The sequence below is a fragment of the Bacteroidota bacterium genome (assembly GCA_034439655.1).
Taxonomy (GTDB): domain Bacteria; phylum Bacteroidota; class Bacteroidia; order UKL13-3; family UKL13-3; genus CANJUD01.
Window position 1 is genome coordinate 1 of record JAWXAU010000147.1, and the last position, 25682, is coordinate 25682.

Sequence of the window (25682 nt, forward strand, 5' to 3'; positions counted from 1 at the left end):
AAATAATATTATATATTTTTAGTTTCGCATTTAAAACTTATAACTATAACCAAACCGCACAACCTGCGTTTCGTAATAGTCGCTAGTGGTGTAGTTGAAATCTTTGCCCTTAATTTGCTTCTTAATAATCATCGTGTTTGCAAGGTCGGAGGCGTTTAGGAATAATTCACCCTTACCTTTTTGAATGACCTTTTTTACGCCAATATCTAACGAAAATCGAGCAGCAATTTTCCCTTGTGGTATAATATCAGGAGCTAAATAAATAGCGGTAACCTGCATATCATATTTCTTCGGAAGATGAAAAACACTATTCAACTTTATATTGCCTGAAAAAATTTGTTGTTTGTCCGCTGTAAAAGTATTTGGAACAGGATATTTATTTTCTATTATGAAAGCATCAATCGAATTATGATAACCATTCAAATTAAGATTGAATGAAAACCATTTTTTCACATCTTGAGAAAATACAATTTCAAACCCAGTAGCGTAACTTTTTTTAGCATTTTGAAAAATGGAATATATCAATGTACTATTAGGTACAGTGCTTGCAATTCGGGTAATGGTTCCAATGCCAAAACGGTGGTAGGCCGCGGAATAAAAGTACCCTTTCTTCCAGTTTCTTTTATAGCCTAGTTCATAAATAGTGGTGAACTGCGGGCGAAGTGCGGGGTTTCCAACCTTTATAATTTCTGCATCATCATATTTGGGAAATATACGTATATCCACTTCGTTCGGTCTGTCAACCCTGCGATTATAAAATAATGAAAATTTGTTTTTGTCATTGAGTTTATAAGCTAATCTCACATTTGGAAATGGCTGGGTATAATTGTAGCCATTGCTTTTGTATGTATTATGATTGGGATTTACGATATACTTTAAATTCACATACTCCACACGCAAACCAACTTCAGCTTCAAACTTTTTACTTTCATAAACATAATTACCATATAATGCAGGAATGGTTTCTTTATATGTTGCTTCTCCGCCTGCATTGGTATCCAAGGGAGAATTCAGTCCTGGAATAAACAGCATATTCGTAGGAATTATTCGTCTGCGAAATTTCAAGCCACCTTCTATACGCCCATATTTAATAGGCCGCACATAATCCACATTCAAATCGGCAACATGCTCGTCTGAAATTAATTTGAAAGCATCTTTGCTTACATAAGTTAATAATGTATTATCGAAAAAATATTTCTCATCTTCTCGATGAAAAGTATAGTTAAAGCTAGCATTGAGAGCATGCCCGGGCTGTTTATATTTATGCTGATAGGATGCGGAACCCATTGCCGTAGTCTTCAATTCATCTTCTAAAAATTGCCAAAGGCGAAGCCGTTGTGTGAAGTCCACATTAAAGAAAGGTTGGTCTCCACGGTCAGTTATTTTCTCTGTGCCAAACAAACCTGAAATTGTAAGCATATTATGCTCATTAATATTCCAATCAATTCCTGTTTTTAAGGTTGCAAAATGTGTATTTCGATTTCGCTTAGTTTGTTGGTTTATGATAGTGCCATTATCATAAACTCGTGTTACAAATTCATTTTTATTCAGTGTTTGTGTATATAAATAATCTCCCTGAAAAAATATATTGATTTTGTTTTTGCGGTAATTTAACGACAGCGAAGGATTAATCTTTGGTGTGAATTGATACTGCGGTCGAATGGTCGGAAGGTTTTCTCTCCGCACCCATAAGGAGCCCAAGCCACCTGTCATACCTGCTTTTCCATTAAATCCATTTTTCTTATTTTTCTTATATATAATATTGATAATACCCGCGTTTCCATTCGCATCATACTTGGCAGATGGATTATTGATAATTTCAATTCTCTCTATAGCAGAAGCTGGAATATTATCTAAACCCGATTGACCTCCCATTCCTGTCAAAGCTGTTTGTTTGCCGTCGATCAATACAGTTACCTTATCATTTCCACGCAGAGCTACTTTGCCGTCCTGCACTGTAACGCCAGGCAAGTTCTGCATGGTTTGCAAAACAGAACCTCCGCTTTGACTAATATTATCTTCTATAGAAAAAACTTTCTTGTCCATTTTTGCACTTACTTCATTTTGTTTGCTTGTTACTACTACTTGATTCAAAGTTGTAGTACTTCTTTCTAGTTCTATTGCTGCCACTTCCAGAAATTCAGAAAGTGTTCCCACAAAAAGTAATTGACGTTTTGTATCATAACCTGTGTACGAAACATATAATATATAATTATCAGGCTTGATATTAGAAAGTATAAACCTTCCTTCTTCGTTACTCACTGTTCCCACAACAAATACGGTGTCCTTCTCAGTTTTCAAAATCACATTCACATAAGCTAAAACCGTTTTCGCAGCTTTATCTTTTACCATTCCCGAAATGGTTACCACTTTATTTTGGGCAAATAAATTTGAAAGAGAGAAAGTGAAAATTGAAAGGACTATAAATAATTTTTTTCTTATATTCATATTCTTTATATATATCAAAATAAGAAAGCACAAGTGCGAAACCTATGCTTTCTTAGTTAGTATTAATCTTCCTTATCCTCCTCTTTTTCTTCAACTTTTGTTTTGCTTAAAACTTTTCCGTCTGTAGTAAGGAGCACATCGAAAGTTTCTTCACCTTTTTCAATCTCTGCTTCATAGCAGGTTCCGCTTTTCACACGCTCAATTTTGCTTGCTTCGTTTATTTTGAAGTTTGCAAAATCTGCATTAATTGTTGCTTGGGCTGCGGCTGGCAGTGCCGAAGCTTCAATCTCTGTTTCTGTCTCTAACCAGGTACCTGCACTATCGAAGTTTGCAGAAACTTCTTCGTTACTGAGGTTGAAATTTACCTCAAACTTCGTTTTGTTTTCCATTTCCCATTTTGCTTTTGTTGCATTTGGAAATTTTGCCTTGAATGCTGATTCAACAACAACAGGAATATTGACTGTAGGTTCTTTTTCAGTACAACCAACATGGCTCATTATAGCTACTACAAGCAGCATTAAAATTAATTTTTTCATATTTTTAATATATTTAATTATTTGCAATAAAATTTCTGTCAAGTGCTAAGGAACTTGATAATTTATATATATATATATATAACCTACCTTTTCGGCAGGCAACAATTAAAATATCGGGGGACGGAATACAAAAGAATAATATTCAGAATAGTAGAAATTCTCCGTATAAATTGGGATGTTGCTTTTGAAATTAATTGGCTTGGCCACGGAAACCAGGAACTGTTGCGTTACAATAGATATTTGAGCAAAGAGGCAATGAAGTTGGACAGGCGAATGTGGCTTTTGTTCGTCTCCGTCCTCATGCATATCAAATAACCCATCAATATTGATGAGGTGGTCTGTAACGAAGTCAAACGGCGTCATGTCCTTGTCCTCCGTTGCTTTGCAATGCTCATACATTTTCGGCAGATCAACTATTGCTGAAAAGTTACCAGCAGGCAAGCAAAATGTACCAAACATATAGTAGGTCAAAAGCAATATGGATATGAGTCGGGTCAACTATTTTTTTTGTGCAATTTATAGTCCTTTTTGAAAACAAACAACTTTTTATTATATATTGTTTTTAAAAATATAAGCAATAGTCTGAAATGCTATATTATAACTAAGGCGTAATAGTAACATCAACCTCCCATTTTGCAGGACCATCGCAATCACTTCTGGCATCATAAAATTTATTACCCCTAAGTTGCGACTTAATAAATGCAAAATCTTCTGTGGCTTTTGATCCCCGTGCAATTTCAATGTTCTTTACAATTCCTTTGCAATCAACGGTAAGAATAACTCTTAAAAGCCTAATAGTCGACTGGTCTGATTCTTTATAACTAAAAGCAAATTGGTTAATTTGACGCGGACGATATTTATCAAGAAGGTGTCCATTTCCGTCTTTTCTACCTGATAAATTTCCTTTATTCTTATCATCTTCTCCACCTCCGCCTGGCAATGGGCTATTACCATTTCCCGCTGGCCCACCAGAGCCTTTTTTATTTGATTTGAAGCCACTATTTTTTTCAACCTGAGGTACAGTTTGCGAAGTATTGGTCGTAGTATTTTTTGATTTATTATTATTAATTGCGGGAGCATTTTCTTTACCAGGATCAGCTACTGCATCAATATCATTTTCATTGGGAGCATTATTTTGTGGCTGCGGACTATTCTCTCCTCCTCCATCACCACTACTGTTCTCCATAGCTGGCCCACCAGTTTCCGATTCCCCAAAGTTCATATATATAACTGGAGTTTCAGCTACTACTTCAGGAACAGGAAATTTAACTATAATAGCAATCAATAGTATTAATGCAGCACCCAAAAGCATATATATAATACCTTGCTGTTTGCTATTGGTGCTAGTTGATGGTATTTGTGATTGGAATATCATGGTGCTGTATTTAACCAAAGTTCAATTGGTAAACGACCTGCCGCGGCAAGTTATTTACTGGGTCTTTGTGTTGCTAAAATTGCATTCACTTTGTATTTTTGTAGTATGCCTGTAATTGGTGCAATATCTTCCCACGTAGCACCCTTGTCAATAATAACATTCACCACAGGTTCGGTTTTGTCTTTTACTAACACTTGTATTTTAGCATCAAAGTCTGCTCGTTGTACTTCTTGATTTTCTATATATAGTTTACCACCAGTAGCTACAATTATTGCCAAGTTCTGTTTCAATTTTTGCGTCCCATCTGCTTTCGCCAAAGTTACCTTTTGAAAAGTAGGAATCGCAAATGTGGCCGTGAGCAAAAAGAACAATAATAGAAAGAACAATATATCATTCATCGGAGCAGCATTGAAACTACTTAATGGTTGTGATTTGCGTTTAAAGTTCATACTTTTTTAGTTATCAGTGGGCAGTGGGCAGTGGTCAGTGGGCAATAGTCAGTGGTCAGTGGGCAGTGGTAAGTAGGCAGTGGGCAGTAGTTAGCCCGCCGCGGCGGGTAGTAGTTAGTAGTCAGTAGTCAGGGCCTTTCGGCGTTAGCTACTGTTTACTGTTTACTGTTTACTGATTACTGATTACTGTTTAAGCTGGTTCTTCTAATACTTCTATAAAATCTAAGCTTGCAGTTTCTAATTGTGTTACTACTTTTTGCACCATAATGTTTAATATATTATAACCAAAAAATGCAATAATACCAACTACCAATCCGCCTGCGGAGGTAACCATTTTCACATTAATACCTTTTGCAATTCCTGCTATTTCCACATTTCCTGCCGCTGCTATATCATTAAACGCAATCATCATTCCAATAACAGTTCCTAAGAAACCAAACATTGGGGCAGCACCTGCTACGATGGCCAATACAGGTAATCTTTTTTCCAAACGTGCCATTTCTATTTTGCCTGTATTTTCCATACTGGCTTCAATCTCTTTAAGCGGGCGACCCACACGGGTAAGACCTTTTAAAATAACACGGGCAATGGGTGTATTGCTTTTTTCGCACATCAATTGTGCTGCTTTTATATTATTGTTTTGTATTAAATCTTTTAACGCAGGGAGAAAATTATTTTCATTTTGCATGGCTTTGCGGATGGTAATAAAACGTTCCACAAATACATATATTGCCAATACAAATAAGATAGCGATTGGAACCATAATAGGTCCGCCCGCCATCAATAATTCCAGCATACTTCTTTGTTCTACTTGGGGTGTTGCTTGTAATAACATCTTTTTAATGGTTAATTATAAATGGTTAATTGTTAATGAATATTCTTCATACAATTTTTTAAATTTAATTATAAACTATGTTTTTCAAAAGTATAAATTAACAACAAATCAGTAATCAATTATAATTAACAATTAACCGTTAACAATTACTTCTGTATCAGTTTCGCTTCAGGATAGGTCTTAATTAATTGCTCCAAAATTTCATCCATCGTGTCTTCATTGTTACCTCGGCAAACACCTACCCAAGTTCTTCCCTCCTCTTTACTGCAAGGTTTTGCATGGGTTAATCCTGCCACATTTAAAGTAGTAGAAAACTCACTAGCTGCTGTTATATTATCAAACGATTTAATTACTATAATATATTCTCCTTTCCGTTCAAAACCTACCTGGTTTATTTGTGCGATAATTTTATTATCTAACGAAATTTTAGGAATATTATTGTCTGTAATTTCTGACTGTGAAAATGGATTCGTAAATAATTGTCCCCAATTAAAAGAGAATAAACTAGCTTTCTGATCGGTGTTTACCATTACCGAAGCAAATGAAAGCAGCGATGCCATCAGTATTAATAAAGTATTCATCACCACACGTCCTACTGCACCCTTGCGTTTCGGTAGTGCCTGTTTTGCAGGTCTGCGATTTTCTATACGGGCTTTAATTTTACGTTTAAGCTTCTCGTTTTCGTGACGCACCATCGGGATAGCTTGTATAGTAACAAGGCCGTAAGTATGTTTGTCGAAATTATTTTCTATTTCGGGATGGAAGGTAAGCACCTCTTCTTGGTCTATTACAAAATTCCCTATTTTATCCAATGACACCGATTTGTCGCTGTGCAATTGTTGCCTTAAATTTATTACCTGCGAAGCTATATGCTGCAAAGCTATTTCGTAACTCACATTTTCTTGCTTGGAAATGGTTTGAGCCAATAATCCATCATTCACATTAAGACCTTGATTGAAAGCTATTTTCTTGCCGGGAGGCGATATCTTATGGGCAACATGATTGAGTTGAGAGGTTACACGACGGCTAATGAAACCACCTAACTCGGGCACTATTACACAATTGTGCTCAAACAACAGCTCATGGATGTACTGCCCTAAATTTACTTGGATATTGGATTGCATACCTTGCAAATGTAAACTATTTTTTTTGCCTGTCTTAGTGAACAAACCATTTAAAGTTGAATTGCCCTCATTTACAAATGTTTGCGATGATGAGCTATTTTTCCACAACTTATCTTTCCAATTTTCGTAACGAATCCATAAACGCATGAGGAAGGGAACTTTTTCATTCTCCTCAACGGGGCTGCCCATCCCCTTAACCTGCCCTTTCCAAAAATTACTGAAAGGAATAAAAATAAAACCCTGCTTTTCGGCATCAGATGTTTGCTGTTTTTCACCATCACTGGCTTCAACAGGTTTGCCCGCCAATTGCTCTAAAATTTTCTTATTCTTTTCGTGTTCTCCTTTTACCATATTATATTATAGTGTAATGGTTATTCCTATTTGAGCATTAATTCCTACTACAGGATATCCATACCATTTTACATATTTATTGGATATAACATTGTTAATATTCAAAAACATACTCACATATTTTGAGTAACGATAATCCGCATTCAGGCTGATATCTGCATAAGGCTTCATCAATATATTATTATACTCTTTACTGGTTTTATCATACTTAACCAAATACCTTGCACCTGTATAATTTAATTGCAGATTCATATATACTTTATCACCCAATTTGTACGAGAAATTATTTTTCCAAACAAAAGTAGGAAGCTGTGAAGCTCTAGTGATAATGGTGTCGCTTAATTTATAATTGGAGATAATAAGCGAAGAGTATATATCTATTTTATTTCCTACATGATAGTGAGCATTCAAAATTAATCTCCTTACCCCTGCCGAAACTATTATAAGATCCATAGCGTGCAGATAAGTCGAATCTACAGTATACATTACAAGATTGTCCATATTGGTATATCGGGCTTCAATACTTAAATCAAGGTTATTATTGATATGCCCTTTAGCCCCAATATGTAAATTAAAATTTTTGTTATTATCCAATTTAATATTGGGAGAAATAAACGGGTTAACCTCATATATATTTTTCAAGGTATACTTTTCCCAATCACCCCACATACCAGTATACACTTTGTACTTTTTAGCTATTGTATATTCAAGAGTCAACTTGGGGTAAAACTGAAACAGATTCGCATTGGCAGTATCTCTGTTTTGATTGAGCATTATGGCATTTAGGCCAAATATAGCTTTGAAATTTTCAGCCGTAAAATGATACTCAGGTTGTAATTTAATAAAGTTTCTATTATACTTTTTATTTTGATTAATGTATTGGTCAATATCAATCAAAAAATCTGTTTTCAATAAATTACCTCTCACTATCTTTTTCAGATTTACATTTACAAACATGCATTGTTCGTTCACTTCCTTCGACCTTATCATATTATCTAACTTTAAATCGAGACGATAATAGAGTTGGGTGCTGTCGAATGCTTTGCTACTGGTAAATGTATTAAGTTGTATGTTCTGATAAGGATTATACAATGCCCCTTTGGGCAAAGTATCCGTTTTATTACTTTCATGTGCATAGTATCGATATGCATCTCTATTATACAATAAAACCGCACCGCTTATACTTTTATCGCCTGTATAATTGGCCACAAAATGCAATTGGTTATTGGAATATTTTCTTGATTGATTTTTTCCGTTCAATGAGTAATGCCTAGCATTGGCAGCCAACATCCAATTTCGAGAGCGTAGATTATTTAACGATACTTCTAAAAACGGACTATTATAATTCCCAAACCCGAGTTTGGTAAAATTACCATTTAAACTACTCAACTTTTCTTGTGGTAAATTAACGGCTTTATATCCTGGCGTATTTATTTGATAATTGGGCTCGATACTATTAAAAGTATAGGTAAAAGGTGGCATGGAAACCATGGCAGTTTCTGGCAAAGGTGTAATTGCTTTCTTAATGGATTCTTGAATTTTGGGTCTATACGGTCTCACCAAGGTGATATTGCCTTTCTCCAAGGTGTCTGCCTGTGCAGATACTATTTGAATACTGCAAATTAATAGGAATATATATATAATATGTTTTTGCATCAACTAAAAATCTTCTACTTCTTTATTCTCCTTATCCTTTTCTTCCTGACTCTTGCTATCATTCAGTTTTTGCTGCTTAATGAGCTCTTCACGGTTTTTGTCCTTATGAGTTAATAAATCCAATTTTTCTTGAGCCATTTTTATGATATCATCGGAATCCGAACCTGATTTTTCATAGTTATCAATCAAACTTTGCAAGGTATATTTTGCTTGATAATCATCATTCTGCCTTATATAATGATCGGCTAAAACCAAATATCCTTTAGCTACCCAATATTCATAATCAGAAAAATGTTCGCTCAATTCAAAGACTGCTTTCTTACAATTAATGGTATCTATATTCTCGAAATAAATTAAAGCTATATAATATTTGCTCTCTGCTCCACGCGTAGTTTTACTAAGCTTTACCACATCTTTAAAATAATTGAGTGCCGCTATTTTGTCGCTACTATAATATATTTTACCCAAATGATATTTTGCTTCTGTTACATATTCTTTTTCAATACCGGGGTATTCAACAATTTTTTCGGCAACTATTTTTAATTTACCTGTTTCACCTAGTATATCGGTGCAACGCATTTGCCCTACAAATGATAAAATTTTATTCTCCTTTACCGATGAATTTGGCTCCAATTTTTCAAAATATTCCAATGCCTTAGCATAATTTTTTATATTATAATAATAATTGCAAACCCACTTCAAACTACGCTCTGTAAATTCATTGGGCTGCCTTGTCGCTATCCATTCATATTCAGGCAAGGCTTCTTCTTTGCGGTTCTTTCTGTTCAAAATATCTGCCTTCAGTTGATGCGATTTTAATATATAAGCCCCGTCGGGGAACTCAATTATATATTTACCCAATACTTCTAATCCTCTAATCGAATCTCTGCGATCGATCATATTCATTGCCGATTCAAACATTAAGGTGTCTTTTTCGGCTGTATTCGACTGGTATATTTTTATTCCGTTGGCTTTGGCCCATTCATCAAACTTATCAAACTCTCCATTTTCGGTATAGATGGTTTTTAGTATTTCCAATCCTTCATGAGCTTCTTCGCTCTCAGAATATTTCTTAACTATATATTGAAATTGCTCAATAGCTTTATTGTTTTGCTTTTGGTTATAGAATATCAAACCAATATTCAATTGTGCTCGTCTTACTAGTCCCACAGGGCTTTTCTGCGACTCAATCAAATCGTTAAAACTCTCCACTGCCTGATCGTATTTTTCTAAATTAAAATACGTATAACCCAATTCATATAATGCTTTTTCATACAAATCACTATTCTCATATTTCTCAATAAGTTTGCTCAGTATATTAATTTTCTCGTAGAGCTTATTCTGCAAACCATATATTATACCCATTTGGAATAATGCATAATCTGCATCAACCGAGTTTTTATTGATCACATAATTATATTCGTTCGTAGCCTTACCGTATTCTTTTTGTAAAAAATAATTATCAGCTAAGCGGGCATGTGCATCCAGTACCATTTCTCCTTTATTTCCAAAATATGTTTCTGCTGCTATAAATTTTTCGAGCCATACATTTGATTGCTGATACTTGTCAAGCTTCAAATAACTGTAACCCAAATTATAATAAGCAGACGTGTAATGAAAGGTTTTGACTGCCTGCGGATATGCCTCAAATTCTTTATATAAATCTATAGCTTTGCCATATTCTTCTTTAATATACGCAATCTCTCCCAGCCAAAATACTGACAAAGATTTAAACTTCATATCATTATTATAAGAATAGCTTTTTTCAAACAATTTAGTGGCGGCAACAATATCATTTGCTTTATATAATTCTTCAGCCCTACAAAAAGCACATTTTTGTATAGCCAATTCTATTTGAGCATTCTTCACTTTAATTCCATCCAATATTACCAAGGCTTTTGCGTATTGTTTGGTATTGAGCAATAAACTGCTTAATATATTTTTGGCATCATCCCCATATTTCGAATCGGGGTAAGTATTTATAAAATTTTGCAAGGAAGTGATAGATGCAACTTGTGTGGGCAATATCTCTGCACTTAGTTTGGCGAAATTAAATTGTGCATCTTCCTTTATACTTTTATCATGCTCATATTTGCCCGCATTATAATAGGCTGCTCTTGCATTCTCCTTTTTATTGAGTAGCACAAAACAATTGGCCAACGTATATTGTGATTGCTGATACAATAAATTATTGTGATCTGCTATATGTGTGAGGCGAAAAATTGCCTGACTATAATCTTTGTTTTGTATATGACAATAGCCTAAAATATATAATTCGCTATCGGTTAGCTCCTTCGATTTGGAGCGATTCTCTAGCATTTCTGCAGCTTGTTCAAATTCTTTCAATTCATAATGCGACAGACCTTTGAACATATATATATCGGCCAAAATTTCTTTTCCCGCTTTATCACTATTCCACTTTATACATGCTGCGTATTCTTTACTTCTATAGGATATCTGACAGAGATACAAGGGTACCACTTTGTTGTAGGGTTCAATATCCATAGTGTTCTTCAAGAGTTTCAAGACCTCTCTATCATTTCCTTGAATATAATATATATATCCCAAATAGTAATTCGCATCAGAATATTTTAGACCGCTTTCATCATCTATAATCTTGGCAAGAGATTTTCTAGCATCATCATATTTATTGAGCTTATACTCGCTAAATCCTTTTTCAAAATAATATAAATACTTAAAATTATCTTCCAACTCTTCTGCATTCACCGCAGAAAACGCTTTCAAGGCTTCTTTATATTGCTTATCCCTAAAATAAATATGGGCTATGTAGTACGTTGATTCATCATATTTGGAATGGGTGCGGAAATTTCGGCTAAATGATTGTAGCAGCCCAATGGCATCATTCCCAAACTGGTGAGTGGCACACAGGGCAATATAATAATTACCTTGTGCTTTAATGTTCTCGTCGGGGTTTTGGAATAAAACCTGTTCGAACAAGCTTCGGGCTGCTCCATATTTTTCCTTGTCGAATAACTCAATTGCCCGTTTGTATGTATATACAGGTTCGTCGAAGTAACCCGTCTTTTGTGCATTGGCCACAAATGCACTCTGCAAACATATATATATTAAAGCTAGATATAATTTCTTAAACATGAACAGTTCAGTCCCAATTTTTAAACCGTTCAAAATTATTATACTAACTATAATACATTTTTTTTATCTATCCACTAAGGAACAGGGTTGTACAAAATAATGGACGATTTAATATTGGCATCACCGCCAATTAACGTCAATACGAGCCTCGGTTTGAAGAGCGTTTTTGCAGGAACTCAAAACTCAAAAAAACGAGTCCGATAGTTATCGGACATGCCGAACTGGAAATTTCGGAGGCAGTTTGGCAGCTATGCTCGTGGTGAGCAAACTCCTGGCAGTGATATTGATATATTGGTTGAATTTCGCAAACCCGTTGGTATAGAATTTATCAATCTTTCATTTGAACCGAATAAACTATATGCAGATAAGAAAGTGGATTTGGTATCACGAGGCTCAATAACCGATAGGTATTGGCCGTTTGTAAAGGATGATGTGATATATGCCTAAACGTATTGCGAAAATATTAGTTGAAGATATTCTGGAAAGAATTGAGCGTATTTTGGCTTTTACTGATGGTATGACTTTTAAAGAGTTTGAAGATGATGAAAAAACATATTATGCTGTTGACAGATGTTTTGAAATAATTGGAGAGGCTGCAAATAAATTACCAGATGAATTTATATTAAATCATCCAGAAATAGAATGGCAATAATTAATCGCCTTTAGAAATTTATTAATACATGAATATTTTAGGGTTGAAAGAAGTATCAAGTGGTTCAAATAAGAAGTGAAAAAGGTTTTTGGGAACTAAAAAAAGGTGTTATATTTGCAAAGGAATATAGTACTTCCTTTGAAGGAACTATTGTTAATATTGAGTTTAATCTCTCTGATAAAAACACATATATTACAACTGAAGAAATACTACCAGAGAACATATTCTAATAAAAATGATTTTAAAAGTTAAAGATTATACAGGGAATAATTTAGCAGTTTCAGCTGAAGACGGGAGGAAATTGTTTAATGATATATCAAAATATATTGATAAAGGAGAATTGTTGAAATTAGATTTCACTGAAATTGAATTAACGATATCTGCTTTTTTAAACACTGCTATCGGGCAGCTATATGCTTTCTATCCTCAGGACAAAATTAAAGAATTACTAATTGTTGAGAATATGGATACCGATGATTTGCTTATTTTAAAGATAGTGGTTGACGAAGCTAAAACAAGATTCAAAAATTACCCAGATATTGATACAAATGATATTGATGTTGTAAATGAAAGCTAATTTTACACCAATCAGTCAATTCAATCCATCCTTTGGAGAAAAATTTTTCTGTGATACCAATGTATGGTTATATTTATTTTATCCGCAATTTGATAGAACACCGCAGCATATTATTGATAAATATTCAAAGCTGTTTGGTTCAATTAAAATTAAAGGGAATTTGATACTTTCTCATCCGCAGATGTTTTCTGAATTTATTAATGTATGGTTGAAGGCAGAGTATGATAAATTCCGTAAGTCGGCTCACATGACTTTAACATTTAAAGAATACAGAAATTCTGAGCATTCAAAAGAAGCATTAGAAAAGATAAAGGTAGTATTGAATAAAGTATTAGAATGTACTACAATATTGTCAGGCACATTCACCACCGAAGAACTAAAGGAAATAATACTAAATTGTGACAAAGCAGATTTTAATGATTTATGTTTTGTAGAGTTATGTAAGCAACAAAATTGTATACTTGTTTCTCATGATATTGACTATAATAGTGTAACAGGTTTATCTATTGATATTATTTCGGCGAACAATAAGTACGTTGATTAGTATATCACTCATGACGTAACGCCTCCACAGGAGCCAATTTCGCAGCTCTATTTGCAGGAACCCAGCCGCTCAATAAACCTACTAATAAACATATTATAATTCCCATAATTGTCCAGCCCCAAGGCATAATGAATGGGGAATCTACAAGTCGGCCCACGAGGTTGCCGAGACCAATTCCCAATAATATTCCGCCGAGTCCGCCGAGCACACAAATTACCATTGCTTCGGTGAGGAATTGCCAACGTATATCACGCTTGGTGGCACCGAGTGCTTTCCGTGTTCCTATTTCGCGGGTGCGTTCGTTTACCGAAACTAATAATATATTCATGAGTCCGACGGCAGCACCGAGTAAAGTTATTAATGCAATAAAAGTTGCAGCAATAGTTACCATTCCCAAATTTTCTATCAGCTTTTGTGTAACAGCATCGCTACGCATAATTTCAAAATTATTCTCTTCCAATACTTTTAAGTTCCGCACAGGACGCATCGCTCCAGCAGCTTCAGCAACTGCAACATCAAGCAAAGGGATATCATCGACAGCAACAGTTATTACACAACTCACATTGGGTCGGGGAAACTGGCTACGGGCATTTAATATAGGAACTATCAGCATCCTGTCGCCACCGAAACCTATACTTGAACCGCGGCTTGCCATCGCTCCCACCACTTTATATCTTATACTACTTATATTAATAAATTTGCCAATCGGGTCCACCGATTTGAATAATTTATTTTGTATATCTTTTCCTATAATACATACATGATTTCCCTTATCACATTCATCACCCGAAAAATTACGGCCATTTTCTAATTTGAATCCTGCGGCATTTATATAATCAACATCGCCACCAAATACCATCATGTTTGGATTTGTATGATAACTTTCATATACGACCGTTGCACCTTGCGTGGCGGTGATACTAATTGCAACCGTAGACGGGAATTTGAACTTGTTTTTAAAATCAGAAGCTTGTTGATAGCTAATGGGAACATATTCTTTTGGTTTTTGTCGGCGTTCGCTAAAGCTAATATTTGATCCACGATTACGAATATTAAAAGAGTTTGCACCCAAAATACTATACTGACTGGTTAGCCCTGCTTTAATACTATCAATAGCTGTGAGCATGCCTACCAATGCCATAATACCGATGGATATGATGAGGGAGGTTATAATAAATCGTACCAAGTTTTGCTTGATGGATTCGATGGCCATATATATGTTTTGGAGTAACATTTTATTCTTCGGCAGATTCTTCTTTCTTTTTTGGCAACTTCTTCGCCCAAAGTGGTCCCGATAGCTTTCGGGACAGAATGACGTTAGCTGGGGTATTATATATTTTCTTCTACTTTTTGTTTGATGATTTGATAGGTAATATCGCATAACGATTTAACATCGTCTAAAGTTTTTCCTTGTGTGTCTATAGGTTCGTGAATATAAATACGCATAAGGCCAGGCTGGGCTTCGAATGCAATACTTGACGATAGTTTCCAATTGTCGAAAATTGATACAGGCAGAATAGTTGTTTGCGTTTCTACCGCCATTTTAAATGCACCTTGTTTGAAAGGTGAAACTTTAGGTGAGATAGGTTTTATTCCACCTTCGGGGAAAATACAAATACTGCGGACATTGTTTTTCAATTGGTCTTTGGCATTCATATATGCTTTTGCTGAATGTGCTGCACTGCTGCGGTCTACAGCAATATCAATCGTTTTAAAAAATATTCCGAAAACAGGAATTCTTTGCAATTGTATTTTAGCCATAAAATTTAAATCGAGAGGAACACCGACGGCAATTGATATAATATCGAAATGGCTTGCATGGTTCGATACTATAATATATTTTTTGTTTCGATCTACCAATTTTTTATTATATACTTTCACCCAGATAAAGCCCAAGAGTAAAATAATTCGACCCCACAATACACGCAGTTTGTGGGCGTATTTATATAATGAAGGTGTGGAAAGGGTGATTAAGAAAAACGGAAGCAGTAGCAAGAAAACCCAAATAAAATTGAAGGTAAACCAACATCCATATATTGTTCTAAAAAGCCTCATTGATTATTATAATACTTTTGCAAATTTAGGGCTTGCTCACTGATAAAATTTTTCAGCGGTTTATAGGCAAGGGCTTTAATGAATGGATTCATTTTAGCGATGATTTTATTTTGCACTTTGCTGTTTTCTCCATCAGGTTCTACCACCCACAAAAATTCAAAGGAGAAAGGTACTTTGCCTGTGGGCAATAATTTGATAAGGCTATTTGGAACTTTTTCTTCCACTTTCAAAGCCAAGTTGCCTGTACCTTTTATCGTAAAGGAACAAGTATCAGCATCTGCTGTAAAATTCTCTATTCCATCAGGCATCAACAATTTGTGCTTGGTGCAGTCGCTCAGGAATGCAAATACACTTGCGGTATTGGCTTTAATATCTATTAAGGGGCTTTCGATCGTTTCCATAAAAATTTTAATGCAATATTAGGTTTGCGAATCATAAATACCCTTTGGTTTTTTTCCTATATTTTTGCACTTATGTTTTTAATGGAAGAAAAAACGAAAAAATTATATATAGAAACTTATGGCTGTGCCATGAATGTGAGTGATAGTGAGATTGTGGCCAGTGTGATGGTAGACAATGGTTTTACCAATGTAGATAGTGAATTGGATGCGGATGTGGTTTTTATAAATACCTGTGCGATTCGTGATGGAGCTGAACAAAAAATTTGGACCCGACTTCACGCCCTCAAATCATTGCGTAAAAAACGTCCGGGTATGATAGTGGGCGTATTGGGCTGTATGGCCGAGCGACTCAAAGATAAACTATTAGAGGTTGATAAACTAGTGGATGTGGTTGCAGGCCCTGATGCATATCGTGATTTGCCCAACTTGATAAGACAAGTGGAAGAAGGCAGCAAAGCAATGAATGTGATGTTGAGTTTGGAGGAAACCTATTCGGAGATTACGCCTGTACGCATTAATAGCAATGGTGTTTCGGCATTTATTTCCATTATGCGTGGCTGCGATAATATGTGTAGCTTTTGCGTAGTGCCTTTTACCCGTGGTCGTGAGCGTAGCCGTGATCCATATTCTATAGTGGAAGAAGCCAAACAATTATTAGCTGAAGGAATCAAAGAAGTAACCTTATTGGGGCAAAATGTAGATTCTTATCTTTGGTTTGGCGGCGGACCTAAAAAAGAATTTGTAAAATTAAGCGATGAAGAAAAGGAAGAGGCCATTACATTCGATAAATTATTGGGCATGGTGGCCGATTTAAGTCCAGAGTTGCGTGTGCGTTTTTCTACTTCGCATCCGAAAGATATTACCGATGCCGTTATATATAAAATGATAGAATATGAAAATATTTGCAATTATATACATTTGCCTGTACAAAGTGGAAGTAGTAGGGTATTAGATTTGATGAATAGAATCTATACTAGAGAATGGTATATGGATAAAGTTTTACGTATTCGTGAGTTAATTCCTGAGTGTGGAATTACGACAGATATTATAAGCGGATTTTGCACCGAGACCGAAGAAGATCATCACGAAACAATGAGTATCTTGGAATGGGGACAATTCGACTTTGCGTTTATGTATGCTTATAGCGAACGCCCCGGAACGCTGGCTGCACGAAAATATGCAGATGATGTGCCCGATGAAGTTAAAAGTAGAAGGCTTGCAGAAATTGTAAAATTTCAGAATAGAATATCTACAGAAAAACACGAACAATTTATTGGACAAACATGCAAAGTTTTGGTAGAAGGTTTTAGTAAAAAATCGGATAATGATTTAAAGGGACGTAATGACCAGAATGTTATAGTAATTTTTCCAAAAGAACATTATAAGCCTGGCGATTATGTGAACGTGAAAATACATAAAGCTACTACGACGAGTTTGATTGGAACGGCGATTTAGGTTCGAAGTCGTCATTCTGAGTGGGCCGATAGCGATTGGCCTTCCCACGAAGAATCTTTTGAAATCAGAGACGCTATAACGATTCGCGGCGGCGAAGCTTCGTGCCTCGCAATGACGGTATTGAGTAAAAATAAAATGAAACCAATATTATACATACTTATCCTATTCAGTCTTTCTTGGGCAGCAGTTCCTAATAAAACAGTTGTGCATATATACAAAGCCAAACGCAAATTATATATAATAATACCGATACTCAATATATAATAGTCCAAAAGAAAGGGACTAATTCCCCCGCATCCCGATAATTATCGGGATTAAGCGGGGCTTTCGGGATGTAGTTCGGTATTTCCATTCTAAAAACTAAATCCGCCACAGGCTGAGAACTATTTTAGTTTAAGAATTGGTATGAAATATCCGCACGACAGTTGGAATTATTTCTTATGGTTCGATTATCCTAATGCAGATTCCTACAAAAAATTTAAAGATATAAAAGCAAAAAAACTTATTCCACAAGATGCTACCATTGGTGGAGAGGTTGGGATTCATGGCGTTCCCGCAGGTTATGATTATTTAATAGTTGATGGCAAGGACTGGACTTGCGGATGTATCTCGCTCACGAACGAACATATAAAAAAAGTATATGAATCGTGTGAAGTGGGGAGTAGTATTATAATAAAGCCGTAGGGTAAGATTATATATATTATTCCACTACTAGTGCGATAGCAGAACTAAGCTGAACAAGTCCCACCTCGTCTGGCCCCTTAGCTTCAATTCCAAATACTTGAATTTGGTCACCAGGCTGAGTAGCTTTCATAGCATCTTTTATCTCTTCAGTTATGGCATTACCTATTAACAATAAATAACTTTGATTCTTTTCCTTTTTGATTAAATACTAATGTAGATTTGGTTACAGTATATCGCATACCGTCAAATAAAAACTCAGGGCCTAAGCCAACCCATATAATAGTTTGCGTATTAACTTCACGAGGAGAAATTTTACCACCTCCTTTGTTACCAAATAATGGGAATGGCTTGGGCACATTCTTAATGCGGAATTTTGCTGTACCCATTATATTGCCATTAACAGCAGCGGTAGCAATAACTTCTCGAACGCTATTATTAACCATAACTATATATAAACCAGGTCTTATTTTGCGAGCAGTGGCTCCTTCAAAAGTGCACTCAATTTCATCCTCTTTTGCTCCTGGAACACTTATGCTGACAGGGTTTTCAAGCCCTATATATAATGCATTCATTTTATAAGCTGAGATGTTAGCTGAGGCTTTAAAACCTATTTATTCTCCTTCAAAATCATAACTCTTATTTTCACCAGTAGTAGGATCCTTTACTAAAATTGCTCCTTTGTATTTATGTTCTCCCGCACTGGCATTTTGAGAAATTTTACCAACCCCATTTTCTACTTTAATTGGAGCACCATTAACAGTAATAACATTATTGTCTTTTGAGTTATATCCAGTAAGAATTACTTCCGCCTCAAATTTTTGTCCTTCTAGTACCATCGTTGATTTTGGAATTACTTTAGCAACTAATTGGTCAAAGTGAAAATCTACAGCGTTAATTTTCGATACTATTTCAGACATGGCTTCAGCACCTACATTTTTAGCATCTTTTTGCATTGTGGTTAATAAAGCTATTACTGTAGCTAGTGGAGAATTTACGAACATTTCCGATTCCCAAGTTTGTGAACCATTATCTGCAGCTTTAATATCTTTAAGAGACAATATTTCATCAGGTCTTATATTTTTGGCTTTTACGATATTAGAAATAACAATATTGAGTTTATTGATTTTCGTTTTTAATACTGCACCATTTCCTGATGTAATCATGTATTTTGTATGATACTCCATATTATTACGGCCAATTAATTGGCCTTCTCTCAATTCGCCTTTTGCATACCTTCCCCCAGTATTAACTTCCAAATTGTATTTGACCCCTTCAATATAACTAACATATTCTTTTACATTTTTGTCAATTTGCAGAGCAGCGAGGTAAAATGGATGTGCCTTGGCAGGTTCTTTATCAACGGCCTTTTGCAAACTACTAAATATTTGTCTGCAATAGTTGTCGGTATTCCTGCCTGATTTGAGCATCGACACTTCCATCAAATAAAAAGTTTTTAATATCTCAGGAGATGCATTTGGTGATTGGGCATGGGTCTTAGAAAATACGAATGCCGCAATGAATAGCATGTAAGTGATTTTTTTCACGTTTTATTTATTTAATTGCAAACAAATAAAAGGGAGAAATCAGTAGAAAAAAATAAAAATTTGCTTGCGACAAAATTTAATACAAAGTTAAAAATCCTTAGCATTTAAAATTCTAAAAAAAATGTTTAATTAACGTATTATATTTGTCGGATAATTCAATTAACGATATGAAAAAAAAATTACATTTATCATTGTTTGCAATACTCTTCGCTGTTACAAGCTTGAGGTCGCAAGCCCAACTTTATATCAACGAGTATTCCTGTTCAAACGTTTCCCAATATGCGGATACCTATGCTAAACATGAGGATTGGATTGAAATTTATAATGGAGGAAGTAGTGCGGTTAACCTTACTGGCTTTTACCTGAGTGATGATTCCACCAATTTGACCAAATGGAAAATTCGCCAAAATATTTCAATTGCGGCTGGAGGCTTTTCTGCTTTTTGGGCATCAGGTCGTGATACTGGCAATCACACAAATTTTAAATTTACACAAACAAAACCCAAAACCGAACAAATTGTTTTGTCGGATACTGACGGTAGCCAAATTGATTTGGTTATTATTATTAAAACACAACTAGGGCACTCCATAGGACGCAGTACCAATGGCGGTAGTACATGGGGGATATTTATCGCCCCCAGTAAAGGTGCAAGCAATAATGCATCAACACAGTATACCGCTTATGCCGAAACACCAACAATAAGTTTAACTGCAGGGTTTTATGGCAATGCCCAAACGGTCACGATGTCCACCAATAATGCAGGGTTGAAAATCAGGTATACTACCGATGGCACTCCCCCAACTGCCACCTCAGCATTATATAACAATGCTATTAAAATATCAGCAACTACGGTGTTGAAGGCAGCAACTTTTAGTTCAAGCAGTTCTGTTTTGCCAAGTTTTATAGTATTCAATACTTATTTTATTAATGTATCACATACAATGAAAGTAGTTTCTATTTCAGGATACAATTTACAAAAACTTGCTGATGGGGACAATAGTTTATTTCCCAAAGGCTCATTTGAATTTTTTGACAAGGGCAAAAAACGTAAAGCTACTGCGTATGGCGAATTTAATAGTCATGGGCAAGATTCGTGGGCCAACGACCAACGCAGTTTGGATTTTGTTGCCAGAGATGAAGCTGGATATGGCAATGCGATTGAGGAAAAACTTTTCCCTCTTACTGACCGCAGTTCTTTTCAAAAAATAATACTTCGTGCTGCTGGCGACGACAATTATCCTGCTGCACATCATGCATCAAACGATGGTAGTGCACATATACGCGATGCTTTTGTGCAGAATTTGGCCAAGGAAGGTGGCTTAAATTTAGATGTACGTACAGCCGAAAAATGTATTGTTTATCTGAATGGTAAATATTGGGGCATATATGATTTGAGAGAGAATGCCGACGACCATGATTATACCGATTATAATTACAACCAAGGCAAATATGATTTGCAATATATATTAACATGGGGCACTACCTGGGCAGAGTATGGGGGCAATAAAGCTCTAACGGACTGGAGTACTTTATATAATTATATCAATAGTAATAACATGGCCGACTCCACCAAATTTGCTCATGTTGATTCTTTATTAGATGTGAAAAGTTTGGCTGATTATATAATAGTAAATTCGCTAACGGTTTGCTCCGATTGGTTGAATTATAATACTGCTTGGTGGCGTGGATTAAATCCAAATGGAAAACATAAAAAATGGGGATATGCACTATGGGACAATGATGCAACATTTGGTTTTTATATAAACTATACTGGCGTGCCCGATACCTCTGCCAGTGCGGCACCTTGCAATGTGGAGACAGGAGGACTTAGCGACCCCGAAGGACATATCGTTATCTTACAAAAATTGCGAAAGAATAAAGAATTTGATAAGTGGTATATATCTCGTTATGCTGATATGTTGAACTCAACTTTCAGCACACAGCACATGACTTACGTGTTAGATAGTATTATAAATTTACTAAAACCAGAGATGACAGCCCATGCCAAAAGATGGTTTGGAACTTATAATGAATGGTATAAAAATGCACAGCGTTTACGGTGGTTTATTGTGAGACATGGTAAGTCATTGGAGAGTACAATGAGAAGCTGCTATAACCTCACGGGTCCGTATGATTTATTGCTGAACACGAATCCCTACGGTGCCGGAAAAATCAATATTAATTCGCTCAAAAATGTGCAATTACCGTGGAAGGCTAGATATTGGGGTGGCATAGATATACAGTTAAAAACAACGCCTTTGGATAGTGGTAATAAATTTATCAATTGGACTTCAAAGTATCATAGTTTTACGCCCAAAGCCGATTCTTTATATACTACTTTTAAATTGACAAAAGGTGATACCGTAACGGCATTGTATAAAGTATCGAGTAGCAAGGTTACTTTTTCTGAGGTTAATTATAATAATCACCCCAAACGCAACAGTGGAAATTGGATAGAGTTATATAATTCTTCATCAAGTAGTATTGATGTTTCTAATTTTGTTATCCGTGCACACGACTCTGCGAAAACCTATACAATTCCACAAGGCACAACTATCGTAGCGAATGGATATTTGGTAGTTGTTGAGGATACCATCAAATTTAAAAAGATTCATCCCTCGATTACAAATTTTGTAGGCCCCGCCAATTGGGGTCTTTCCAATAATAAAGACAGTATTGTATTATATGATGATTCTGGCTACTTGGTAAAGAAAATGACGTACAAAGATTCTTATCCTTGGCCCCAAGGTGCCGATGGCAATGGTGCCACTTTAGAATTGAAAAAATATACTGGAGACTTAAATGACCCTTATTCATGGATGACAGGTTGCCCCGATGGAAGCCCTGGAGAAGCATATACACCTTGTGCCCAAAAGGTATTGGTGAATGAAATAAACTATAGTAGTTCCAAAACAAAAGATGCTGGCGACTGGTTCGAATTATATAATACCGACACCTCCGATTTTGATTTATCATACTATATCATGAAGGATAATAATGATAGTAACTATTATAGGTTTCCCTCAAATACAATTTTAAAAGCGAAAGAATATTTGGTGGTATGTAATGATACGGTGAAGTTCAAAAATATATTTCCATACGTAAATAATTATATCGGACAATTTGGTTTTGGACTATCTGCAAGTTTCGATGCCGTGAGGATACATAATACCGATTCAGCTTTTTATTGCGGTGTTTGGTTTAACGACACTATACCATTCCCTTGGGGAGCAAAAGGTACAGGATATACTATTGAACGTATAGATACAATGTATAATATTACTTTGGGGGCAAGTTGGAAACTAAGTTGTATAAACGGTACTCCCGGTCGTGCACGCAAAACTATATGTTTCCCTAAAGCTAAATTTGCCATTACAGAAGTAAATATGTTTCCGGATAATAACATGAACGATGGAGCATGGATAGAAGTAATGAATACTGATACTGTTGATTTAAAATGGAGCGATTGGCAAATAAAAATATCATCCAATACAAATAATATTAGGTTGCCTTATCCTGCCACCATCAAAGCTGGAGAGCGGTTTATTATATGTTCCGATAAAGCAGCATTTACTAAATGGCATCCAACTAATTCGGCAACGGTTTTCGGAGATTTCAACTTCAACAAAACCAAAGATACGATTACCATAAATTATGAAGGTGGTACAAAAGTGTGGTCTAGTATTGTGGATAGTAATATATATAATAAACTAGCTATTAATATGGGTCGTACGATGGAGCGTAAATCTATTGATTCATTGGTTAATAATCCGTCAAATTGGTTTGCAGGCTGTATTGGTGGAAGTGCGGGAGCAGCCTACCAGTCGTGCGTTGAGCCAAACTATATAAGTGAAATAAATTATCGCTCAGCGGCAAGCAATGATGCAGGAAGTTGGCTGGAATTATATAATAATGATACCCAGCAATGGGATATTTCAAATTGGACATTACGCACCAAATTAGATTCACCCTATATACAATTTCCTGCAAATTACATTTTGGCTAAAGGACAAAGAATCTTATTGGTAGCGGATTCTATGAAATTTAAAACGGCCCATCCTTATATCAACTTCGATATGAACGGATTGGATTTGGATACTTTGGATGCGTTAAAAATATATGATAACACAGGCAAAATGATTTATAGCATGTTGTATGAAAACCAAGGGCTGTGGACAGATTCAGCAAATGGAAATGGCTATACCTTAGAGTTGATGAATGATACACTTAAGCCTTATGATGCTAGTGCTTGGCATGCATCATGCCCCAATGGAACACCCGGTAAAAGTTATCATAGTAATTGTTCACCTGGTATGCAGGCTGATATTTATTTCTCGGAAATCAACTACAAATCACATACTGCTTCCGATGCGGGAATATGGGTGGAGTTGAAGAATCATTCTAATACTGCATTAGATGTAAGCGGTTGGGCCATGAGAAATGGGAATGGTGATATATATATATTTGCTGCAAATACAGTTTTCCCTGCAAATTCGTATATTGTATTAATTTCTGATACCAATAAATTCTTTACACAAAATAGCAAACCTACAAACTATTATGGTCTACCTAGTAATTTCATTCAAAGCAATAGCGACTCTTTATTTATATATGACTATAGCAATTATTTGGTAACCTCTATGAAGTTTGCTTCGGACAAAAATTGGCCATTTACACCTAATGGATTAGGTCGTACTTTGGAGCGTCAAGATTCTGCAAGTGCGGGTAATTACTCAAGTAATTGGTTTGCGGGATGCCTTGGTGGAAGCCCTGGAGCAGCATATAGTACCTGCGATAATTCTCTCTTAATTTCGGAAGTCAATTACCATAGTAAGGATTCTAATGACGCAGGTGATTGGATAGAATTATATAATAAATCGGCTACACAAATTGCTTTGAATGGGTTAACAATATATACAAGAAGTGGCAACAGTTATATCTTAACCAATGCCCCTATCCTATTGCCCGATTCATATATGGTAGTAGTAGGCGATACACAAAAATTCAATAAAGAAAATTGGTGGGTAGACAAATCCATCTATGCTCCTGGCTTTAATTTGGCCGATAGCAATGATGTAATTATTGTAGCAGATAATAATATACTATTGCAGCAAATATATTTTGAATCAGACACACCCTGGTATACTATGCCCAATGGAAATGGCTATACTTTAGAATTGAAAACTTCAGGTATTGATATGAATACTCCCGCTGCTTGGCAAACAGGCTGCCCTGGTGGAAGTCCAGGAACTAAATATGAGTTCCCTTGCCCTGCACATATTAAACCTGATACAAATACGGGAATTGGATTTGGTGCAATAGGCAATTCATTGTATCATATATATCCAAGTCCTGCTACAACTAATTTAATATTTGAGTATTCAGGTATTGCACCACAGAAATTACCACTAGTATTATATGATATGCATGGGAAGGAATTATATAGAACTTCAATATTAAATAGTGTAAGTATTGATGTTTCTAAATGGGCTGCGGGCTTGTACACTTATAGGATCGGGGAGAAAGTGCAGGGGAGAGTTGCGGTGGGGAGGTAGAATAAAATGAACAACAATTACCTCCTAGAAGGAGCAGAATCAAAAAGACTTTTATTTTGTAAGGTTCAGGAAAGTGATTTTGATACTTGGTTAGAATTTTGCAAACACCCAGAATCACTATTATATATATTGCCTTCAAAAGAAGAGACACCCCAAGAAAAATGCAAAATATGGTTTGATAAAGTTTTTTGGCGTTATCATAATTTGCAAGGAGGAATGAATGCTTTAATACCGAAACTCAATAGACCTCTTTCATAATTCAAATAAGAAAAGCCAAATTATAACGGACACTTTATTTTATTGTAGTATCGCTCGCCGCGAACTCCG

General features: G+C 35.6%; 24 protein-coding genes. 8 read left to right on the top strand and 16 right to left on the bottom strand.

What is annotated here, in order from left to right; translation table 11 throughout:
- Nucleotides 1-30 precede the first annotated feature (30 nt).
- From SGJ10_10645 to SGJ10_10685, 9 genes are all read right to left on the bottom strand, one after another.
- Nucleotides 31-2448, bottom strand: a complete 2418-nt coding sequence (locus SGJ10_10645) for an outer membrane beta-barrel family protein (GenBank protein MDZ4758575.1) — start codon at nucleotides 2446-2448, stop codon at nucleotides 31-33.
- Nucleotides 2449-2510: 62 nt separating this feature from the next.
- Nucleotides 2511-2984, bottom strand: coding sequence for a PepSY-like domain-containing protein (locus SGJ10_10650; GenBank protein ID MDZ4758576.1), 474 nt, complete (start codon nucleotides 2982-2984; stop codon nucleotides 2511-2513).
- A gap of 105 nt (nucleotides 2985-3089) precedes the next feature.
- On the bottom strand, nucleotides 3090-3443 hold the full coding sequence (locus tag SGJ10_10655) for a hypothetical protein (GenBank protein ID MDZ4758577.1): 354 nt from the start codon (nucleotides 3441-3443) through the stop codon (nucleotides 3090-3092).
- A gap of 142 nt (nucleotides 3444-3585) precedes the next feature.
- Nucleotides 3586-4359, bottom strand: coding sequence for a hypothetical protein (locus SGJ10_10660; protein MDZ4758578.1), 774 nt, complete (start codon nucleotides 4357-4359; stop codon nucleotides 3586-3588).
- Between the two features lie 50 nt (nucleotides 4360-4409).
- Nucleotides 4410-4808 carry a biopolymer transporter ExbD gene (locus SGJ10_10665; GenBank protein MDZ4758579.1) on the bottom strand — a complete coding sequence of 133 codons (399 nt, stop codon included), beginning with the start codon at nucleotides 4806-4808 and terminating at the stop codon, nucleotides 4410-4412.
- A gap of 190 nt (nucleotides 4809-4998) precedes the next feature.
- Nucleotides 4999-5643 carry a MotA/TolQ/ExbB proton channel family protein gene (locus tag SGJ10_10670; GenBank protein MDZ4758580.1) on the bottom strand — a complete coding sequence of 215 codons (645 nt, stop codon included), beginning with the start codon at nucleotides 5641-5643 and terminating at the stop codon, nucleotides 4999-5001.
- Between the two features lie 146 nt (nucleotides 5644-5789).
- Nucleotides 5790-7118, bottom strand: coding sequence for a hypothetical protein (locus tag SGJ10_10675; GenBank protein MDZ4758581.1), 1329 nt, complete (start codon nucleotides 7116-7118; stop codon nucleotides 5790-5792).
- 6 nt (nucleotides 7119-7124) lie between these two features.
- On the bottom strand, nucleotides 7125-8774 hold the full coding sequence (locus SGJ10_10680) for a TonB-dependent receptor (GenBank protein MDZ4758582.1): 1650 nt from the start codon (nucleotides 8772-8774) through the stop codon (nucleotides 7125-7127).
- Nucleotides 8775-8777: 3 nt separating this feature from the next.
- A complete protein-coding gene (locus SGJ10_10685) occupies nucleotides 8778-11921 on the bottom strand; it encodes a tetratricopeptide repeat protein (protein MDZ4758583.1) in 3144 nt (1047 codons plus the stop codon).
- Nucleotides 11922-12101: 180 nt separating this feature from the next.
- On the opposite strand from SGJ10_10685, the gene SGJ10_10690 reads away from it, so the two are divergent.
- The 4 genes from SGJ10_10690 to SGJ10_10705 all read left to right on the top strand — a co-directional run bounded on the left by SGJ10_10690 (nucleotide 12102) and on the right by SGJ10_10705 (nucleotide 13661).
- Complete coding sequence (locus SGJ10_10690; GenBank protein ID MDZ4758584.1) at nucleotides 12102-12335, top strand: nucleotidyltransferase domain-containing protein; 234 nt, start codon at nucleotides 12102-12104, stop codon at nucleotides 12333-12335.
- Nucleotides 12328-12540 carry a HepT-like ribonuclease domain-containing protein gene (locus SGJ10_10695; protein MDZ4758585.1) on the top strand — a complete coding sequence of 71 codons (213 nt, stop codon included), beginning with the start codon at nucleotides 12328-12330 and terminating at the stop codon, nucleotides 12538-12540. The genes SGJ10_10690 and SGJ10_10695 overlap by 8 nt, the downstream gene beginning before the upstream one ends.
- A 235-nt stretch (nucleotides 12541-12775) precedes the next feature.
- Entirely contained in the window at nucleotides 12776-13117 is a 342-nt protein-coding gene (locus SGJ10_10700) for an STAS-like domain-containing protein (GenBank protein ID MDZ4758586.1), read from the top strand.
- On the top strand, nucleotides 13107-13661 hold the full coding sequence (locus tag SGJ10_10705; protein MDZ4758587.1) for a PIN domain-containing protein: 555 nt from the start codon (nucleotides 13107-13109) through the stop codon (nucleotides 13659-13661). Before SGJ10_10700 ends, SGJ10_10705 begins: the two co-directional genes overlap by 11 nt.
- Before the next feature lie 4 nt (nucleotides 13662-13665).
- On the opposite strand, the gene SGJ10_10710 is transcribed toward SGJ10_10705, so the two are convergent.
- From SGJ10_10710 to SGJ10_10720, 3 genes are all read right to left on the bottom strand, one after another.
- Nucleotides 13666-14895, bottom strand: a complete 1230-nt coding sequence (locus SGJ10_10710) for an ABC transporter permease (GenBank protein MDZ4758588.1) — start codon at nucleotides 14893-14895, stop codon at nucleotides 13666-13668.
- A 95-nt stretch (nucleotides 14896-14990) separates the two neighbouring features.
- On the bottom strand, nucleotides 14991-15716 hold the full coding sequence (locus SGJ10_10715) for a lysophospholipid acyltransferase family protein (protein ID MDZ4758589.1): 726 nt from the start codon (nucleotides 15714-15716) through the stop codon (nucleotides 14991-14993).
- Entirely contained in the window at nucleotides 15713-16117 is a 405-nt protein-coding gene (locus tag SGJ10_10720) for a hypothetical protein (protein MDZ4758590.1), read from the bottom strand. Before SGJ10_10720 ends, SGJ10_10715 begins: the two co-directional genes overlap by 4 nt.
- 81 nt (nucleotides 16118-16198) lie before the next feature.
- Here SGJ10_10720 and miaB point away from each other — a divergent pair, with 81 nt between their 5' ends.
- Nucleotides 16199-17572, top strand: coding sequence for a tRNA (N6-isopentenyl adenosine(37)-C2)-methylthiotransferase MiaB (gene miaB / locus SGJ10_10725; protein MDZ4758591.1), 1374 nt, complete (start codon nucleotides 16199-16201; stop codon nucleotides 17570-17572).
- A gap of 11 nt (nucleotides 17573-17583) precedes the next feature.
- On the opposite strand, the gene SGJ10_10730 is transcribed toward miaB, so the two are convergent.
- Nucleotides 17584-17829 carry a hypothetical protein gene (locus tag SGJ10_10730; GenBank protein ID MDZ4758592.1) on the bottom strand — a complete coding sequence of 82 codons (246 nt, stop codon included), beginning with the start codon at nucleotides 17827-17829 and terminating at the stop codon, nucleotides 17584-17586.
- 148 nt (nucleotides 17830-17977) lie between these two features.
- Here SGJ10_10730 and SGJ10_10735 point away from each other — a divergent pair, with 148 nt between their 5' ends.
- Nucleotides 17978-18256, top strand: a complete 279-nt coding sequence (locus SGJ10_10735) for a L,D-transpeptidase (protein ID MDZ4758593.1) — start codon at nucleotides 17978-17980, stop codon at nucleotides 18254-18256.
- 16 nt (nucleotides 18257-18272) lie between these two features.
- Here the strand turns inward: SGJ10_10735 and SGJ10_10740 are convergent, their stop codons facing one another.
- From SGJ10_10740 to SGJ10_10750, 3 genes are read right to left on the bottom strand one after another with little or no spacing between them, the layout of a single operon-like run.
- The gene (locus tag SGJ10_10740; GenBank protein ID MDZ4758594.1) at nucleotides 18273-18428 is read right to left on the bottom strand and encodes a hypothetical protein; all 156 of its coding nucleotides are present in this window, start codon (nucleotides 18426-18428) and stop codon (nucleotides 18273-18275) included.
- Nucleotides 18415-18867 carry a GldM family protein gene (locus SGJ10_10745; protein MDZ4758595.1) on the bottom strand — a complete coding sequence of 151 codons (453 nt, stop codon included), beginning with the start codon at nucleotides 18865-18867 and terminating at the stop codon, nucleotides 18415-18417. Before SGJ10_10745 ends, SGJ10_10740 begins: the two co-directional genes overlap by 14 nt.
- Nucleotides 18868-19800, bottom strand: a complete 933-nt coding sequence (locus SGJ10_10750) for a hypothetical protein (protein MDZ4758596.1) — start codon at nucleotides 19798-19800, stop codon at nucleotides 18868-18870.
- A gap of 167 nt (nucleotides 19801-19967) precedes the next feature.
- On the opposite strand from SGJ10_10750, the gene SGJ10_10755 reads away from it, so the two are divergent.
- Nucleotides 19968-25355 (top strand): lamin tail domain-containing protein, encoded by a 5388-nt coding sequence (locus SGJ10_10755; protein MDZ4758597.1) that lies wholly within the window; start codon nucleotides 19968-19970, stop codon nucleotides 25353-25355.
- Nucleotides 25356-25361: 6 nt separating this feature from the next.
- Nucleotides 25362-25613, top strand: coding sequence for a hypothetical protein (locus SGJ10_10760; protein ID MDZ4758598.1), 252 nt, complete (start codon nucleotides 25362-25364; stop codon nucleotides 25611-25613).
- Nucleotides 25614-25682: the final 69 nt, after the last annotated feature.